Genomic DNA, 15,499 nt, shown 5'->3' with positions numbered 1-15,499 from the left:
GCCGGACGCGGGGTCTCGACATCGCCGCGGGATTTTCCCGAAGATTCTTTGCGGAGACCGGCCGGACACGACAAAGGCAAGGAGTCATGCACTCCTTGCCACTCTCAACGTATAGCGCACCGGGGGGCTTGCGGCAAGGCCCCCGTGGTGCCGCAGAATCTCCGGCCTGAGCCTGAATCGACGAACACCGGGGGCGCTTCGATGCGTGTGCTGTTGGCGAACTACGACTCGCGCGGGGGCGTCGAGCCACTGGTCGGACTCGCGGTCCGGCTGCGTGAGCTCGGCGCGGAAGCGCGGGTGTGCGCGCCTCCGGACGAGGAGTTCGCGCGGCGGCTGGCGAGTGTCGGCGTACCGCTGGTGCCGTTCGGCCGTCCCGTCCGCGCGCTGATGACCGCGGCGGCGCCGCCGACGGCGGGCGGTGTGCCGCGCCGTGCGGCCGAGCTGCTGGCGGAGTTCGACACGGTCGCCGAGGCGGCCGAGGGCTGCGACGTCCTGGTGGCGACGGGGCTGCTCCCGGCCGCGGCCTGTGTGCGGTCGGTGGCCGACAAGCTGGGCATCCCGTACGTGTACGCGAGCTTCCAGTCCGTCACGCTGCCCTCGCCCCACCATCCCCCGATGGCCCGGCCGGGGCGGCCGCTGCCGACGGACACGACCGACAACCGCGCCCTGTGGGACTACGACGCCCGAAGCGCGAACGAGGTGTTCGGCGAGGTGATCAACACGCACCGGGCGTCGGTCGGCCTGCCACCCGTGGCCGCCGTCCGCGACCACGTCTTCACCGACCGGCCCTGGCTGGCGACGGACCCGGTGCTGGATCCGTGGAGGTCGTGGCCGTCGGAGGCGACCGGGGAGGGGGTGCGGCAGGACGCGTCGTTCCCCGGTCCCGACGTCGTGCAGACCGGCACCTGGATCGTGCCGGACGAGCGGCCGCTCGCGGCCGAGCTGACGGCGTTCCTGGACGCGGGCGCGCCGCCGGTCCACGTCGGCTTCGGCAGCATCGCCCTCGGCGGCTCCGAGGACGTCGCCCGAGCCTGCGTCGAGGCGGTCCGCGCCCACGGCCGCCGTGTGATCCTCTCCCGGGGCTGGGCGGAACTGGCCGCCCTCGACGACCGGGACGACTGCTTCGTCGTCGGCGAGGCCAACCACCACGCGCTGTTCCGCCGCGTCGCCGCCGTCGTCCACCACGGCGGCGCGGGTACGACGACGACGGCGACCTGGGCGGGCGCGCCCCAGGTGGTGGTGCCCCAGGGCGCGGACCAGCCGTACTTCGCGGGCCGGGTGGCCGAGCTGGGCATCGGCGTGGCCCACGAGGGTCCGACCCCGACGTTCGAGTCCCTGTCGGCGGCGCTGAAGGTGGCCCTGGCGCCGGAGACGGCGACGCGGGCGGCCGAGGTCGCCGGAACGGTCCTGCCGGACGGGGCGACGCGGGCGGCGCGGCTGCTGCTGGACACGTACGGAGGGGAGCGGCGTTCTGCGTCAGCTTGAGCCGGGGTGCGGCGGGCGAGCCCGGACCAGTGACCGGCGAGCTGGGCCCGTAAGCCTGAGCGCGGCTCCGACTCACTCCCTCGCCCCCACCCCCCACGCCTCCACCCGTGACGCGTCCCTCACCCCGCCGCCCCTGACTCCGCACCCGGAGCACGCGGACATGACCTTCGGAGCAGACGAGATGAACCCCCCGACCACCTCCACCCACCCCAGCGCGTTCCGCCTCCCCGACCGGCTCTCCGCCAAGGCCGACCCCGCCCTCCTCTCCACCGACGAGCGGCACTTCGCCACCCTCGCCACCTCCCTCGCCCGGTCGATCGCCGAGGTCTCCGCGCAGCTCGACGCCGAACGGCGGGCCCCCGGCGGCCTGGGCCGCCACGCCATGGACCGTGACACGGAGATCCACCGCCTGACCGCCCGTCTGCGCACCCTGCGCCGCTTCGGCCTGGACCTGTGCCTCGGCCGCATGGTGACCGAGGACGATCCCGAGACCCCCGTCTACATCGGCCGCCTGGGCCTCACCGACAGCACCACGGGCCGCCGTCTGCTGGTCGACTGGCGCTCCCCCGCCGCCGAGCCCTTCTTCGGCGCGACCCACGCCAACCCGATGGGCCTCACCAGCCGCCGCCGCTACCGCTGGACCGACGGCCGTATCAGCGACTACTGGGACGAGGTCTTCTCCTCGTCCGAGCTCGACAGCCTCACCGACCACCAGCACACCGCCGCCCTCGACGACCAGTCCGCGTTCATCGCCAGCCTCGGCACCAACAGGTCGGAGCGCATGCGGGACGTCCTCGGCACCATCCAGGCCGACCAGGACGCCATCATCCGCGCGAGTTCCCGGGGCGCGCTGGTCGTGGACGGCGGGCCCGGCACCGGCAAGACGGTCGTCGCCCTGCACCGTTCCGCGTACCTCCTCCACTCCGACCCCCGGCTGGGCCACCGCCGGGGCGGCGTCCTCTTCGTCGGCCCCCACCGCCCGTACCTCTCCTACGTCGCCGACGTCCTGCCCAGCCTCGGCGAGGAGGGTGTGCAGACGTGCATCCTGCGCGACCTGGTCGAGGAGGGGGCGACGGCCGGCTTGGAACCCGACCCGGAGGTGGCCCGTCTGAAGTCGTCCGCGGCGCTGGTCGACGGCATCGAGAAGGCCGTCCGCTTCTACGAGGAACCGCCCACCGAGGGCATGACGGTGACGACCCCCTGGTCCGACATCCGGCTGAGCCCCGCCGACTGGACGGCGGCCTTCGACGCGGCGGAACCGGGCACGCCGCACAACGAGGCCCGCCACCAGGTCTGGGAGGAGCTGCTGACGATCCTGACGGACAAGCACGAGGCCGCGACCGACGCCGACGAAAACCCCGACGGGGACCCGGAATCCAAGACGGCCGTACCCCCCGCCCTCCTCCGCAGGTCCTTGCTCCAGAACAGGGACCTGGTCACGACCTTCAACCGGGCCTGGCCGCTGCTGGAGGCGGCGGACCTGGTGGGAGACCTGTGGTCGGTACCGGCGTATCTGCGGCTGTGCGCGCCCTGGTTGAGCCGTGACGAGGTCCGGCTCCTCCAGCGCGACGACCCCCAGGCGTGGACGACCTCCGACCTCCCCCTCCTCGACGCCGCCCGCCGGCGCCTGGGCGACCCGGAGACGGCCCGCCGCAAACGCCGCCACGAGGCCACCCTCGCCGCGCAGCGCGAGCGCATGACGCAGGTCGTGGACAACCTGATCGAGGCGGTCTCCAACTCCGGCGCCGACGGCGACGACGGCGAGGGCCTGGTGACGATGCTGCGCGGCGAGGACGCCCGGGTGAGTCTGGTCGACGACTCCGAACTCCACACCGCCGACCCGGACTTGCTGGCGGGTCCCTTCGCCCACATCGTCGTGGACGAGGCGCAGGAACTGACGGACGCGGAGTGGCAGATGCTGCTGCAGCGCTGCCCGTCCCGCAGCTTCACGATCGTCGGCGACCGAGCCCAGGCCCGGCACGGCTTCGCGGAGTCGTGGGAGGACCGGCTGAACCGGGTGGGCCTGGACCGCGTCACGCAGTCCTCCCTCACCATCAACTACCGCACCCCGGAAGAGATCATGACGGAGGCGGCACCGGTGATCCGCGCCGCGCTGCCCGACGCGAACGTCCCGACGTCCATCCGCAGCAACGGCATCCCCGTCGACCACACCCCGACGTCGGACCTGACGACGACCCTGACCTCGACCCTCGACACCTGGCTGTCCGCCAACCCCGACGGAACGGCGTGCGTGATCACCACACCGACCCGCGTGCCGAACTCGGCACCGGCCTCCGGGACGCCGGTCGGTACGACGACCTCCCGGGTCCGCGTGCTGACCCCCGAGCTCTCGAAGGGCCTCGAATTCGACTTCGTGGTCCTCGTCGACCCGGAATCCTTCGGCGAGGGCATCGAGGGGGCGGTGGACCACTACGTGGCGATGACCCGGGCGACCCAGCGCCTGGTGATCCTCACGACCGTCTGAGCTGTGTCGCCTCGGGAGGTCCACCCCGAGGCGCACCCCGAGATTCAGCCGCCGCGGGCGGCCCCCTCCGGCCAGACGACGTCCACGGGGATCCCGGCCGCCCGCGCCGCGAGCACGGCATCGGCGGTGCCGCCGCCCTTGCCGGTGGGCGGCGCACCGTCCCATACGGCCACGAGGCGGTCGGCCCGCTGGACGAGCACGGCGCTGGCGGCCTCGTACGCCTCCCGGTCGGCCGTCTCGTACGGCAGCACGACGACCTCCTCGGCGGCCGCCGACAGCCGGTCGTACGAGCCGCCGTGCTCGGGCTCGACGACGCCGCGCCGGTAGTCCCGGGAGGGCACGACGACGACCAGCCGCCCCCCGGCGGCGAGCACGGCCTCGGCGAAGACCGTGTCGGCCCCCTTCGCGATGCAGGACACCCCGACGAGCGGGCCGCCGGCCCCGGCGTACGGCTTGAGCAGCTCGTCCAACGCCGCGCGCACCAAGGGGATGGCCCGTTCGGTCAGATCAAGATGCCCGGTCACCGCGATGGTGGTCTGCTGTCGACGCGGAACGGGGTCGTCCTCAGCGTCGGTCATACGAAGACGCCTCCCTGTTGATCACTGATGGTCCCAGTGGATGTGGCAGTGGCTAGTCGCTGTCGAGGGGGACCCAGGCACGCTGTCCCGCGTCGTCCGTGCCGTACCAGTAGCGCGGCATTCCCTTGATACTGGCGGTGTGGAAAGGGCGGCCGCCGTCGTCGATGCGGATCGTGCCGGTGCGGCCCTGGGAGGACCAGTCGAGTTCGAGGTACCAGCGGGCATCGTAGGTCTGTGTCGTCGCGTCGACCAGCAGCACCTCGGGGTCGTCTGCGGAAACACGGTACGGGAAGCGCACGGCAGGGAGAACTCGTCCGCCGTCGGCACCGTCCTCGCCGTCCTTCGGGTGGACGATGGGGCGGTCCGCGTCGAGGTTCACGGTGAAGCGGCGGGGCGTGAGCTCGCTGCCGCAGCCCTGGCCCATGTTGTAGGCGGTGCCGCCGTCCGGGGTGTCCCGGCCGACGACGCGGACGTGCAGCGCGTCCAGGACCACGGCCGCCGACGATTTCCCCTGCACCGAGATCCGCACCTTCGTCCGCCGCCCGTGCACCGCGTTCTGCGTCGCCGCCCAGACCTCGGCGTCCTGCTCCGACGGCGGCGGGGGCACTTGGGCGGCCGGCTTGTCGATGACGTAGTCGTGGTCGCACCCCTTGTCCCAGACGAGGGAGTCGACGCTCCAGGTGAGGGGTGGGTCGGCGGACGCGTTCGTGGGGCGGTCGGCCCCGCCCGGGGTGGTGGTGCCGGTGCTCGTGGGACCGGTGCCGGAGGGGTCCGGCTCGGCCTCGGAGGAGCGGCCGTCCGACAGAGCGGAGAAGCCGACGAGGGTGAGGGCGAGCAGGGCGCACGCGGCGGCTGTGGAGGCCAGGACCGACCGTCGGCGGTACCAGGGCAGGGGGCGGGGAGCGGAGGAGGGGGAGCGCACGTCCGGGTCGGGATGGTCCCCGGGGTGTTCTGCGGGGCCGCCCTGTCCGGCGAGGGGCCCGTCCGTGTCGGCGTGTGCGCGCGTGTGTGCGTCCTCGGCCTCGTCCTTCTCCTCGCTCGCAGTCGGCGCCGCCGGTGCCGGATCCGGTGCCGGAGCCGTGGTCACCGCTTCCGGTGCGTCGGCCGTACGCACCCGCTGTCGAGCCGCGACCGCCGACAGCCACAGCCGGTGCAGTTCGAGCCGCTCCTGTGGTGTCGCGCCGCAGAAGGCCGCGAGCCGCTCCACGGGCGCGTAGTCCTGGGGTACGGCATCGCCCGCGCAGTACCGGTGCAGCGTGGAGGTGTTCATGTTGAGACGGCGGGCGAGGGAGCCGTAGCTCCGGTCGGTACGGTCCTTCAGACGCCGCAGCAGCGCCGCGAACTCGTCGGCATCGCCCTGAATCGACATCGTTTCCCCGCCGTCCCCGCCGCCCGCGATCCCGCATCCCGGGCCCTGTCGCCACCGCACGTATGAGTACGCGCATCACTACGCGTATCACTACGCGTATCAGTACACGTATCACTGCACGTCAGATGCAGGGGGATGGTTCCACCGTTGCCCGGCCCCGGTGCCGCCCGCTGTCGTACCGGACGGCACGGGGACGGGGCACCGCCGTCAGCGGGCGCTCGTGGTCCCGATGTCGGCGATGCGGTCGTACCGCTCCACCACCACGAAGAGCTTGACCTTCTGCGTCGTCGTTCCGCTGCCGAAGGTCAGGGTGACCACGACCTCGTGGCTGTGCCCCATGCTGCCGTTGTCGGACACCGTCCACCGCGCCGGAACGTTCTGGGCGCGCAGGACGCCGTCGGCCCCGTTCTTCTTCTCCCAGGCGGCGAGCCGCTCGGCGAAGTCGGGCGTCAGGTAGTGCTTGCGGAGCGCCTTGGCCAGCGTGGTGTCCGGGTCCGCGTAGTCGCCCTTCGCATCGATGTACGCGCCGTAGAAGTCGGCGACGCGGGTCACCACGGTGCCGGGCGTACCGGTGACCGACTTCGGTGCGGCGACAGTCTTTGGTGCGGCGGCCGGCTTCGACGCGGCGGTGGACGCCTGGGCCGAGGCGGGGACGGAGGCCACGGACGCCTGCGCCGGCATCTGCGCCGACACACCGAGCCCTACGGCGAGGACGAGACCGGCGGCGGCCGCGCGGAGACCGTGGCCGCGGCGGGCGGAGAACTTCGTGTTCATGTGCGTCATCCATCTCTGGTCGTCGACCCGGCGCTCGGGCACGGAGATGCCCGGTACGCGGGGTCGGGAGGGTGTCGTCGCCACACGGCGGCCGGGCCGGTCGTGGTGACCCGGCCGGGGCGACACCCAGAGCTTCGAGGACGCCGGGACCCGCCACAACGGCTGCCGGCCCATCCCGGACGGCAGAACGGTCCCACCCCTGTCGACCTGCGAAGAACGAGGTCCTGGGAATGCCCTGGGATACGTCCTTGACCGCACCCGGGACTCGACAGGGGAGCGGACTCGCGGGCTCAGCCCACCGTGGAGGAACTCCCTGACGGAGCCCCTGAGGGAGTTCCTGAGGGAGTTCCTGAACGACCCCGGGTGATGGCGTACCCGAAGGCCGTCGCCAGGACGTACATCAGAACCGAGTAAACGGCGCTGGGAATGGCGACCTCGGTGCTGTCGAGGATGCTCAGGGCGATGGTGAGGGCCACGGTCGTGTTGTGGATCCCCACCTCCATGGCGCTGGCGACGGCCTGAGGCTGACCGAGGCGAAGCGCTCGGGCACCGCCGTAGCCGATGCCGAGGCTGGCGAGGCAGAAGATGCCGGTGACCAGGCCGACTTGGCGAAGGTAGTCGGCGAGGTTGTCCCGCTCTCCCAACAGCGCCGCGAGGGACACCGCGACCAGGACGGCGATGGAGAACACCCGCACCGGACGGTCGGCGCGGGCGGCGAAGTCGGCGGACCGCCGCCGGACGAGCATGCCGAGCCCGACCGGGATCAGCACGATGGCGATCACCTGCAGCACCTTGCCGAACTGCAGTCCCAGGTCGCCCTCGGCGTCGAAGTGGTTGATGGCCAGGTTGGTGACGAGGGGAATGGTGACGGCCGCGAGCACGGAATTGATCGCGGTGAGGGTGATGTTGAACGCCACGTCCCCGCGGAACAGATGGCTGAAGAGATTGGCGGTGGTACCGCCCGGTGACGCGGCGAGCAGCATCACGCCCACCGCGAGCAACGGGTCCACGTCGAAGACCTTGACCAGGCCGAAGGCGACCAGCGGCAGCACCACGATCTGCACGGTCAGCGCGAACACGACCGCCTTCGGCGAACGCGCCACCCGCTTGAAGTCGGCCGTGGTGAGCGAGAGTCCGAGACCGAACATGATGATGGCGAGCGCGACGGGCAAGCCGGTCGTGATCAGTGTTGAATCCTTCATGCGTCACGCTTCCTGGAGGACGGCATGAAGGCAGCGAAGACTGCGCGAACTGCCGCACGAGGCCCGTAGGTCGCCATAGTGAAGCAGCACCGACCCTCTGGTACAAGGCTTCGGCCGACCGGCGTGATGGGCGGCGTGACGGGCGGCGTGACGGGCGGCCCGACGCCGCTGGTCCTCCTACAACGGGGCGTCTTACGTGGGCAGTTCCGACATGCCCCTAGTAGTACCCCTTCTCCCCGTCGAGCAGCTCTCTCACGATGTCCGCGTGGCCCGCGTGCCGTCCGGTCTCCTCGACGAGATGGATGAGCATCCAGCGGAGGTTGGCGCTGCTGGAGCGGAAGTCGGGGTGGCGGCCGACGTCGTCCAGGGATGCCCCGGCCACGATCTCGTTGCTCCGGACGCCCTGGGCCTCGTACTCCGCGAGCAGCTGCTGCAGCGAGCTGCCGTCGGTCCGCCAGTCCGCGTCCGCACCCATCTCGACCAGGGACGGATTCTGCGTCTTGTCGCCACCCAGGAACAGCACTTCGAGCCAGGTGTGTTCGACCCACCGCATATGGCTGATGAGCCCGGCCATCGTCATCGCCGGCGAGGTCGGGATGACGGAACGGTGCGCGTCGGCCTCGCTCAGGCCCTCGCATTTCCATCTCAGGATCTGCCGTTGCAGATCCAACCAGCCGACGAGCGCGGTGCGTTCGTCGGCCTGAAAGGGGGGACGCTCAAGTGAGGGTGACATGCGCGCACGTTAGAACGCCTGGTCTCCGGATGCCGCCCGATTTTCGATCCACGGTGCGCCGGACGGCCCTTGGTTCGCACCAAGTGTCGTGCCGGCAGCCACGGTTGGACGCCGTGGCACCGCCCACGCACGTCACCGAGCGGGCTGCTCGACCGGGATCTCGTAGGCGATCTCCCAGCGCACGTCCGGCACGGTGATGTCCGCCGTCTCGACGGGGCGACCGTCGCTGTCGTAGTAGGTGCGCTCGATACGGGTCAACAGCTCACCGACACTGACGCCGAGCAGATTGGCCTCTTCCTGCGTGGCACGGCCGGGGCGCGGAATTTCCACGGCGGCCTCGACGACGACCCCGATGGACCGCATCCGCTCCACGACCCCCATGCCGGCGAGTGGCCCCATCTCCGGGAGCACGACCGGTGTGCCGTCGGTGATCGCCATCGGCTCCCACGACTCGGACAGCTGGACCGACTGCCCGTCAGCCAGGAATTCGTACCGGGTGACGACGCACGGGTCTCCCGGATCGACGGCGAGGCGCTCGGCGATGTGCTCCGGTGCGGGTACGCGGGCTTGAGTGTGCGACTCCCAAGTCCCGCGCCTCCCCTGCTCGTTCATGTCGGCGCGAAACGGCGAACCGCCCCGATGCTCCCGGTGCCGCGATCGAACCATCCGCAACCGCTCACGCGGCGCGCGAACATACGTCCCTGACCCGGCCCGCCCCTCAAGTACGCCCTCGATGATCAGGCGCTCCATGGCACGTTGCGTGACATTGCGCCCCACCCCGTACTCCTCGGCGAGCTGAGCTCGCGACGGCAGACGCTCTCCGACGGCCCACTCGCCCGCCCTCACCCGGCGGCGCAGGTCGTCCGCGACATCGAGGTACGGGGCCTCTCGCGGCATACGGCTCTCCGTGCTGCCCCGAACGCGCAGGGCTGGTGGTGCGGTTGACGACGACATTGACAAGCTACTGCATCAGGTAGAAGCTACTGAAGTAGAAGCACGCTATGTGACCACTCACTTACTGGGGAGACCCGTGTGCTCGAAGGCCGAAAGCATTGCCGTACGACTGGCCGAGGCCACAGGAGCCGAGGTGCGACACGGAAAGGCCCCCGCCGGTGTCCGACTGGAAGTGAACCTGCCACGGAACCTGAGCGAGGCCTCCCGCAGTGCCGTCCTGGCCGCTATCGCCGACGCCGACGCGTATGGGCATCGACGCACCGGCGAAAGTGACTGCCTCTGGGCGCTCGTCATCCATGAGGCCGAAGAAAACCCGGGCGACCGCTGATACGGCCCCGGGGCATGGCCGACCCAACTGGGAGATCGACAATGCACCTTGTATCACGCGCGGTTGCTCGGGTCCGCACAGCATTCTCTGGGCTACCTGGATCCGACGACAATCGCCTGCCCATGTGCCCTCGCCACGACTCGGATCCGGAGTCGAGCTTGTCGACGCGCCACCCGGCGCCGGAGATGTGGGCCAACTTTCTGGCAAGTGCCCGTGCTCACGGCGGCTCGCGGTCACGACCTCACACAGAAGTGCCACCCATCACCACCGACGACATCAACAGCACCCTCGTAGGCGCCTACCTCCTGCCCCCGGAGATGCGCCAGCGCAGGCGGTACGCGTACCAGTTGACGGAGGCGTACTGATGCCCGACCAACAGCACGCAGCCGCCGCACCCCGCACGGAACTGCCCATGCTCCGCGCCTACCGCCTCTGGTTCGAGCACACCCGCAAGTGCGCCGCCGACTGCAAGGGCGCGCCCAAGGCCCAGGACGGCTGCGAGGACGGGCGCCGGTTGTGGGGGACGTACCGCCTCGCGCGCATCGGAAAGGCCACGACCTCATGAGCTGGACCATCGAACGCGCACCCGGCCGCCCCGTACGCCGGACCGACGTCAACCGCCTGGCCGTACCCCTTCGTCTCTCCCTGAAGGACGGACACGCGACGGACACCGAGCTGGTCCTCACCCTCGCCGAGGCCGAGCATCTGCACGCCGCACTGTGCCGCGCGCTCGACGGTGAGCCGTCGCCTCCGGCCGCGCCCGACTGCCGCCAGTCGGTTCAGGCCTCGCCCGGGGCGGCGCACATCATCGGGCGGGCGTAGGTCGCGCAGCACGGCCGGGCTCATGAGACCCCCTCCCGATCGGCCTCCTGCCGGGCCCGACCGGGAGGCACGGTCCCGGATTGTCCGATGCCTCATTGTGATCCTCGGGTGTACAACCCCGTGCGGATGCCGACCGTCTGTAAGGCGCTGGGAGGATGAACCTTCGGTGCCTTTCCGTGACGAGATGGGGGATCAGGTGGGGAAGCAGTTCTGGAGAGTCGTCGTGGCCGCTGGTGCGGCGGCGGTGTTCACGGCCGTGGCTGCGGCGCCGGCGGGAGCTGCCGAGGGTGGGGTCTCGTTCACCCGTGTCCAGGTGAACGGCGGCAAGCCGATTGTGATCGGAGCATCGAAGGAGGTGGCGGTGCCCGCCTCCTTCCGGATGGCGACCACGCGCAAGTGGAAGTGGCCGGCGGTGTTCCTGTACCGGAGTGGTGCGGATGACCGGCTGTGGCACGCCGTCGAGACGAGCGACTGCGTCAAGGTGAGCGCGGGCGTCTGCGACTTCAACGAGACGATGTACTTCGACCCGAGCGTGTGGGACATGCGTAACAGCGAGGCCGGGGCCTGGAAGGTCGGGGCCGAGGTGCACTTCGAGGGCGGCGGTGGTGACACCGACGACAAGAATCTGACGGTCCACGTCAAGCGCGACTCCCGCCTGACCGTGAACGCCTCGCCCGAACCGGTGGCCAAGGACAAAACCATCACCGTGACCGGAAAGGTGACGCGGGCCAACTGGGAGACCAGGAAGTACGCCTCCTACGGAGGCCGCCTGGTGACCCTGCAGTTCAAGCCCGCCGGCGCCGCCTCCTACACCACGGTGAAGAAGGTGCGCGCCAACAGCTCGGGGGGTCTTCGGACGACCGTGAAGGCCGCCAGGACGGGCACGTGGCGCTGGGTGTACTACGGCAACACCGCCACCGGAACGTCGACATCGTCCGGGGACACCGTCGTCGTGAAGTGATGTCCGCGGTGCCGACGGGCTGATGGGGTCCGAGCCGGCGGTGACGGCGTCGGGTCCGTCGAGGCTGACGAGGAGCGATCCGCTGGGTCAGGCAGTGTGACGTCGGCGAGCGCGTAGCCGGCGGACCCCCTTCACGGCGTACACGGCGGTCATGAGCACGAAGCCGGCGCAGGTGAGCCAGAACCAGGATTCAGCCACCGCGAGACTCAGCACCAGGCCGCCGATGAGCAGCAGGGAGGCGACGACGTCCAGCAGGTCGAGGCGCGCCTCGAAACGCACCGCCGAGTCGGAGCCGCGCAGTCGGCGGATGACGGGAACGAGGCCGAGGGCCTGCAAGAGGGCCAGACCGAGAGCGAGCCAGACGAACCAGCCGGGTATGTCCACGGCGCGGACTGTATCCCACCCCCGGGAACCCTTGAGTGTTCTGCGTGACAACGCCTGCTGCGGTGGGTCGCTCACCGGCAGTGGCCATGCCGGTCGTCATCCCGGCCGTTCGGGGGATACGCGGGCGGCCGCGGAGACGTGTCCCGTCCTGCGGGGGCATCCCTTCCTGGGACGAAAGGGAGACATGATGCCGCTCTATCTATCGAGGTTCAGCTACACGCCGGAGACCTGGGCGAGGCTCATCGGCCACCCCGAGGACCGCGCGAGGGCCGCTCAGTCGTACATCGAGTCCGTCGGCGGCAAGCTCCACGGCTTCTGGTACGCGTTCGGCACCCGCGACGGTTACAACCTGTGGGAGGCCCCCGACAACGTCTCCATGGCCGCGGTCGCCCTGGCGATCAGCGGAGGCGGCGCACTCAGCTCGTTCGAGACGACCGTTCTCCTGACCGTCGACGAAACCATGGACGCCCTGCGCAAGGCCGGGCAGGTCCAGTACCGGGCTCCCGGCGCGTAGCGGTCCGGACGGCCGGCACCCGCCGGCTTCAAGGAATCGAGATCGACTTCGTCGTCGTCGCAGCTCTCAAGGAACCAGAGGGTGTCGACAGCCAACGATGCAAGGGCGGGCGCGAGGGGATCCATGGCGGTCATCTCCCGCAACTTGGCTCGGCGGCCAGGACGAATGCCCGCGCGCGCAGCGATGGGCATCACAGGAGATATACTTGCCTCCATCTTTGATATCAGGGAGGCACTCGTGAGCCGAACGGTTATCGACCTGGACGACGACCTGGTCGCGGACGTGGCCAAAGCCCTCGGGACGAGCACCAAGAAGGAGACGGTCAACACCGCTCTTCGCGAGGTGCTGGAGAATCGGCGTCGCGCCCTGGCGCTCGCCCGGCTGCGGTCGGCGGCCGGGGACGGCGCATTCGACCTGGAACTGTTCGAGAACAAGGGGAACTACCGCCGGTGAACGCGGCCCAGTTCCTGATCGACACCAGCGCACTCGCTCGGTTCATGCGTGAGGACGCCGAGCAGTACGGCTGGGACCAGGCGGCAGCCGCCGGACTCATCGCCACCTGTTCGATCACCGAGCTCGAGTTCTTCTACAGCGCGCGGTCGGCTGCCGACAGGGCACGCGGCATCGAGGACATGCGGCTGATCTTCGGTTGGGTTCCCGTCGACGATCGCGCCTACGACCGTGCCTGGCAGGTCCAGGAAGCTCTCACCAAACAGGGAAAGCACAGGAGCGCAGGTCCGGTGGACCTCGTCGTCGCCGCGACGGCCGAGCTGCAAGGGCTCACCCTCTTGCACCGCGACCACGACTTCGCCTGCATCGCGGCAGTGACCGGCCAGGCCCTCCAGTGGTACGGCCCGGAGAGCGGCAAATAGGCGGGCGCGGTCGCAGCCCCTCCTTACAGGTGCCGGGGCGGAAGAGCATGTCGTAACGGCGACGAGTTCGGAGGGGGCGAGGCCGTGGTGTACGTCTACGGGCCGGATGCCGGTGCGCCGTTCGAGATCGTGGAGCCGACTTTGCGCAGTCTGCCGTTCAGGCCGGCGCACGTCATTCTCAGGCACGGCGACAGCGAAACCCGGGTGGACCTGTAGGTCAGCCGGACTGGGCGGGACGCATGGCGGTCATCGCCCGCGACTCAGCCGTCCCCTCTGGCAGCAGGGCCGCCGTCTCCGCTCCCGGCCGGGGGACGCGCCTCGTCTCCCATCCGAGCTGATCACGTCTCCCGACCGGTGGGCACCGCTTCCACCGGGCGGATCGCGGTGAAGTCCTGGAGTTCGTCGCGGGTGGCGGAGAGCAGGAGCAGCCATTCGTCGCAGCCCTGCCAGGGATAGAGGTCGCCGGCTCCTCCTCGGACCACTCGTAGTCCGTCGCCCGTGCGGGGGCGTGCGTCCAGCGGCGCGGCCATGAAGTGCGGGATCCACACGTCGGCGCAGAGTTCGCTCGCCGACCCCATCGCCGCCAGGCCGAAGGCGTTCTCGGCCGCGGCGGTGCGCTCCTCGTCGGCGAAGTCGTCCAGTACCTGGTCCTCGTCCGGCTTCGCGTCCCCGCGGAAGGTCAGGGTGGTCGTGCCCGCCCGGGCCGCGTACTCCCACTCCGCCTCGCTCGGCAGCCGGAACGGCAACTTGCCCAGCAGGTCGTCCAAGTCGTCCTGCAACCGGGCCGTGGTCGAGGTCGAGTCGGCGAGGCTGTCCTCGTATTCGGGCAGCCAGTGCCGTACTTGCGCCACCGTGAGCGGATGCCGGGCAATCAGGAACGGCTCGACCCGTACTTCTCGCACCGGCCGGGCTTGGCCGGCCTCGGCGTAGAACGCTTCGAGGTCGTCCTCCGCGCCCCCGGTCCGCTCGATGGCACGCACCGCGTCCAGTTCCGCGTCGGACAGGCCCATCCGGAACGTTCCGCCGGGAACCTCCCGGAAGACCACTCCGGAGTGGGTGTGCCGCCAGGCTGGTCGGCCTGCCACGATCTCTTGAGCCCACATGGATGCGGACGCTAGCAGCCGGGCATCCCGATGACGCAGGGAGCCTGGAGGGCGTTTCCCCACGACAAGGGCGGAAGCCCGGTCCTGCTCGCGTGCAGCGGGGATCAGAGAAGGTCTCGCCAGAAGGGGGCCGTTGCCTTGCCCCTCGCTCCTGTGGGCTGGGCCCGTTCTGAGCTCAATACAGTTCCTCCCATGGACTGGACCGCACCTCTGAGTGCCATAGCCGGTGCACTGGCCGGCATTGTCGCCACGTTCGTCGTGGATCGGGATCGTTGGAAACGGGCACAGCAGGCCGATGCGCAGGCCGTGTTACGGGAGGCCTTCGTGGCCTACCTTGCTCACTTGGCTCGCGCGACCGAGGGCATGCGTTTTGCCGCCGAGGCGCGCTACGACTCCCCCGAAGAGCGTAGGCGGGCGGTTCGCGCGGCGTTTTCCGAGTCCGGGCTGTTCGAGCAGCGCTTCGGGCTGACGATGCTCGCTCCGCCGCGGGTGGTGGAGTTGGGTGTCGACGCGTTCCGCACCGTCCGGGCGCTACGTGACCTCCTCGCCGACGGCGCGCACGTCACCGACGGGGCCTTCCAGACCGCGCAGCACACCTACTACAAGGCCACCCAGGCCACAGCGGCCGCCATGCGCCGGGAACTCGGCATTTCCGAGCTGCCGTTCGTCCCCCTGGCGACCAGCCTCGACGAACGAGGCTCTCGGCGAGGATGAGTCATGAGCGACGAGTTGGTGGTGTTCCTGCACGCCCGGCTGGATGAGGACGGCGACTCGGCTCGTCGTTACGGGCAGGTCGAGGGGTGTGGGGAGTGGGTTGCTCGTGGGGGACGAGTTGACGTCGGTCTGGTGGGGTTTGATGGTCTTCCGCCCGCGCTCGCCCAGCACGTGGCCCTGCACGACCCCGTACGTGTCCTGCGGGAAGTCAAGGCCAAGCG

Annotated in this window: 19 protein-coding genes and 1 pseudogene; 12 read left to right on the top strand and 8 right to left on the bottom strand. The window is 70.3% G+C overall.

Translation table 11 applies throughout. The features are described 5' to 3' along the window. Nucleotides 1-201 precede the first annotated feature (201 nt). Nucleotides 202-1,485 (top strand): glycosyltransferase, encoded by a 1,284-nt coding sequence (locus GWK25_RS00185; RefSeq protein WP_215447733.1) that lies wholly within the window; start codon nt 202-204, stop codon nt 1,483-1,485. Between the two features lie 181 nt (nt 1,486-1,666). Further along, on the top strand, nt 1,667-3,970 hold the full coding sequence (gene helR, locus GWK25_RS00180; RefSeq protein WP_215457097.1) for an RNA polymerase recycling motor ATPase HelR: 2,304 nt from the start codon (nt 1,667-1,669) through the stop codon (nt 3,968-3,970). Between the two features lie 44 nt (nt 3,971-4,014). Here the strand turns inward: helR and GWK25_RS00175 are convergent, their stop codons facing one another. From GWK25_RS00175 to GWK25_RS00150, 6 genes are all read right to left on the bottom strand, one after another. Then, the gene (locus GWK25_RS00175) at nt 4,015-4,548 is read right to left on the bottom strand and encodes a hypothetical protein (RefSeq protein ID WP_215447731.1); all 534 of its coding nucleotides are present in this window, start codon (nt 4,546-4,548) and stop codon (nt 4,015-4,017) included. A 52-nt stretch (nt 4,549-4,600) separates the two neighbouring features. Continuing rightward, entirely contained in the window at nt 4,601-5,917 is a 1,317-nt protein-coding gene (locus GWK25_RS00170) for a helix-turn-helix transcriptional regulator (protein ID WP_215447729.1), read from the bottom strand. Nucleotides 5,918-6,124: 207 nt separating this feature from the next. Then, nucleotides 6,125-6,691, bottom strand: a complete 567-nt coding sequence (locus GWK25_RS00165; RefSeq protein WP_215447727.1) for a hypothetical protein — start codon at nt 6,689-6,691, stop codon at nt 6,125-6,127. A gap of 290 nt (nt 6,692-6,981) precedes the next feature. Beyond that, nucleotides 6,982-7,893, bottom strand: a complete 912-nt coding sequence (locus GWK25_RS00160; protein WP_215447725.1) for a bile acid:sodium symporter family protein — start codon at nt 7,891-7,893, stop codon at nt 6,982-6,984. Nucleotides 7,894-8,110: 217 nt separating this feature from the next. Then, nucleotides 8,111-8,626, bottom strand: a complete 516-nt coding sequence (locus GWK25_RS00155) for a DinB family protein (RefSeq protein ID WP_215447723.1) — start codon at nt 8,624-8,626, stop codon at nt 8,111-8,113. A 132-nt stretch (nt 8,627-8,758) separates the two neighbouring features. Then, entirely contained in the window at nt 8,759-9,523 is a 765-nt protein-coding gene (locus GWK25_RS00150) for a GntR family transcriptional regulator (RefSeq protein ID WP_215447721.1), read from the bottom strand. A 133-nt stretch (nt 9,524-9,656) separates the two neighbouring features. Here GWK25_RS00150 and GWK25_RS00145 point away from each other — a divergent pair, with 133 nt between their 5' ends. From GWK25_RS00145 to GWK25_RS00130, 4 genes are all read left to right on the top strand, one after another. Then, on the top strand, nt 9,657-9,908 hold the full coding sequence (locus GWK25_RS00145; protein WP_215447720.1) for a hypothetical protein: 252 nt from the start codon (nt 9,657-9,659) through the stop codon (nt 9,906-9,908). Nucleotides 9,909-10,272: 364 nt separating this feature from the next. Beyond that, nucleotides 10,273-10,473, top strand: coding sequence for a hypothetical protein (locus GWK25_RS00140; protein ID WP_215447719.1), 201 nt, complete (start codon nt 10,273-10,275; stop codon nt 10,471-10,473). Beyond that, nucleotides 10,470-10,730: a hypothetical protein gene (locus GWK25_RS00135; RefSeq protein WP_215447718.1), complete on the top strand. Its 261-nt coding sequence runs from the start codon at nt 10,470-10,472 to the stop codon at nt 10,728-10,730. Before GWK25_RS00140 ends, GWK25_RS00135 begins: the two co-directional genes overlap by 4 nt. A 196-nt stretch (nt 10,731-10,926) precedes the next feature. Continuing rightward, nucleotides 10,927-11,691 carry a hypothetical protein gene (locus GWK25_RS00130; RefSeq protein ID WP_215457096.1) on the top strand — a complete coding sequence of 255 codons (765 nt, stop codon included), beginning with the start codon at nt 10,927-10,929 and terminating at the stop codon, nt 11,689-11,691. Between the two features lie 87 nt (nt 11,692-11,778). Here the strand turns inward: GWK25_RS00130 and GWK25_RS00125 are convergent, their stop codons facing one another. Then, the gene (locus GWK25_RS00125) at nt 11,779-12,075 is read right to left on the bottom strand and encodes a hypothetical protein (protein ID WP_215447717.1); all 297 of its coding nucleotides are present in this window, start codon (nt 12,073-12,075) and stop codon (nt 11,779-11,781) included. Between the two features lie 187 nt (nt 12,076-12,262). Between GWK25_RS00125 and GWK25_RS00120 the strand changes: the two genes are divergently transcribed. The 4 genes from GWK25_RS00120 to GWK25_RS44175 all read left to right on the top strand — a co-directional run bounded on the left by GWK25_RS00120 (nt 12,263) and on the right by GWK25_RS44175 (nt 13,677). After that, complete coding sequence (locus tag GWK25_RS00120; RefSeq protein WP_215447716.1) at nt 12,263-12,589, top strand: GYD domain-containing protein; 327 nt, start codon at nt 12,263-12,265, stop codon at nt 12,587-12,589. Between the two features lie 237 nt (nt 12,590-12,826). Then, nucleotides 12,827-13,042, top strand: a complete 216-nt coding sequence (locus GWK25_RS00115; RefSeq protein WP_184906056.1) for a type II toxin-antitoxin system VapB family antitoxin — start codon at nt 12,827-12,829, stop codon at nt 13,040-13,042. After that, nucleotides 13,039-13,461: a PIN domain nuclease gene (locus GWK25_RS00110; RefSeq protein WP_184906058.1), complete on the top strand. Its 423-nt coding sequence runs from the start codon at nt 13,039-13,041 to the stop codon at nt 13,459-13,461. Before GWK25_RS00115 ends, GWK25_RS00110 begins: the two co-directional genes overlap by 4 nt. Before the next feature lie 84 nt (nt 13,462-13,545). After that, nucleotides 13,546-13,677, top strand: coding sequence for a hypothetical protein (locus GWK25_RS44175; protein WP_286014507.1), 132 nt, complete (start codon nt 13,546-13,548; stop codon nt 13,675-13,677). A gap of 122 nt (nt 13,678-13,799) precedes the next feature. Here the strand turns inward: GWK25_RS44175 and GWK25_RS00105 are convergent, their stop codons facing one another. Continuing rightward, complete coding sequence (locus tag GWK25_RS00105; protein ID WP_251828625.1) at nt 13,800-14,564, bottom strand: SUMF1/EgtB/PvdO family nonheme iron enzyme; 765 nt, start codon at nt 14,562-14,564, stop codon at nt 13,800-13,802. Nucleotides 14,565-14,756: 192 nt separating this feature from the next. Here GWK25_RS00105 and GWK25_RS00100 point away from each other — a divergent pair, with 192 nt between their 5' ends. Both GWK25_RS00100 and GWK25_RS44435 read left to right on the top strand, forming a co-directional pair. Continuing rightward, a complete protein-coding gene (locus GWK25_RS00100) occupies nt 14,757-15,278 on the top strand; it encodes a hypothetical protein (RefSeq protein WP_215447715.1) in 522 nt (173 codons plus the stop codon). A gap of 3 nt (nt 15,279-15,281) precedes the next feature. After that, nucleotides 15,282-15,491: pseudogene (locus GWK25_RS44435) on the top strand (DUF6221 family protein); the annotation flags it as partial. Between the last annotated feature and the right edge of the window lie 8 nt (nt 15,492-15,499).

The organism is Streptomyces sp. ATCC 21386 (genome assembly GCF_018728545.1).
Classification (GTDB): Bacteria; Actinomycetota; Actinomycetes; order Streptomycetales; family Streptomycetaceae; genus Streptomyces.
The sequence above is the reverse complement of the archived record's forward strand: the minus strand, read 5'-3'. Positions and strand labels throughout refer to the sequence as shown.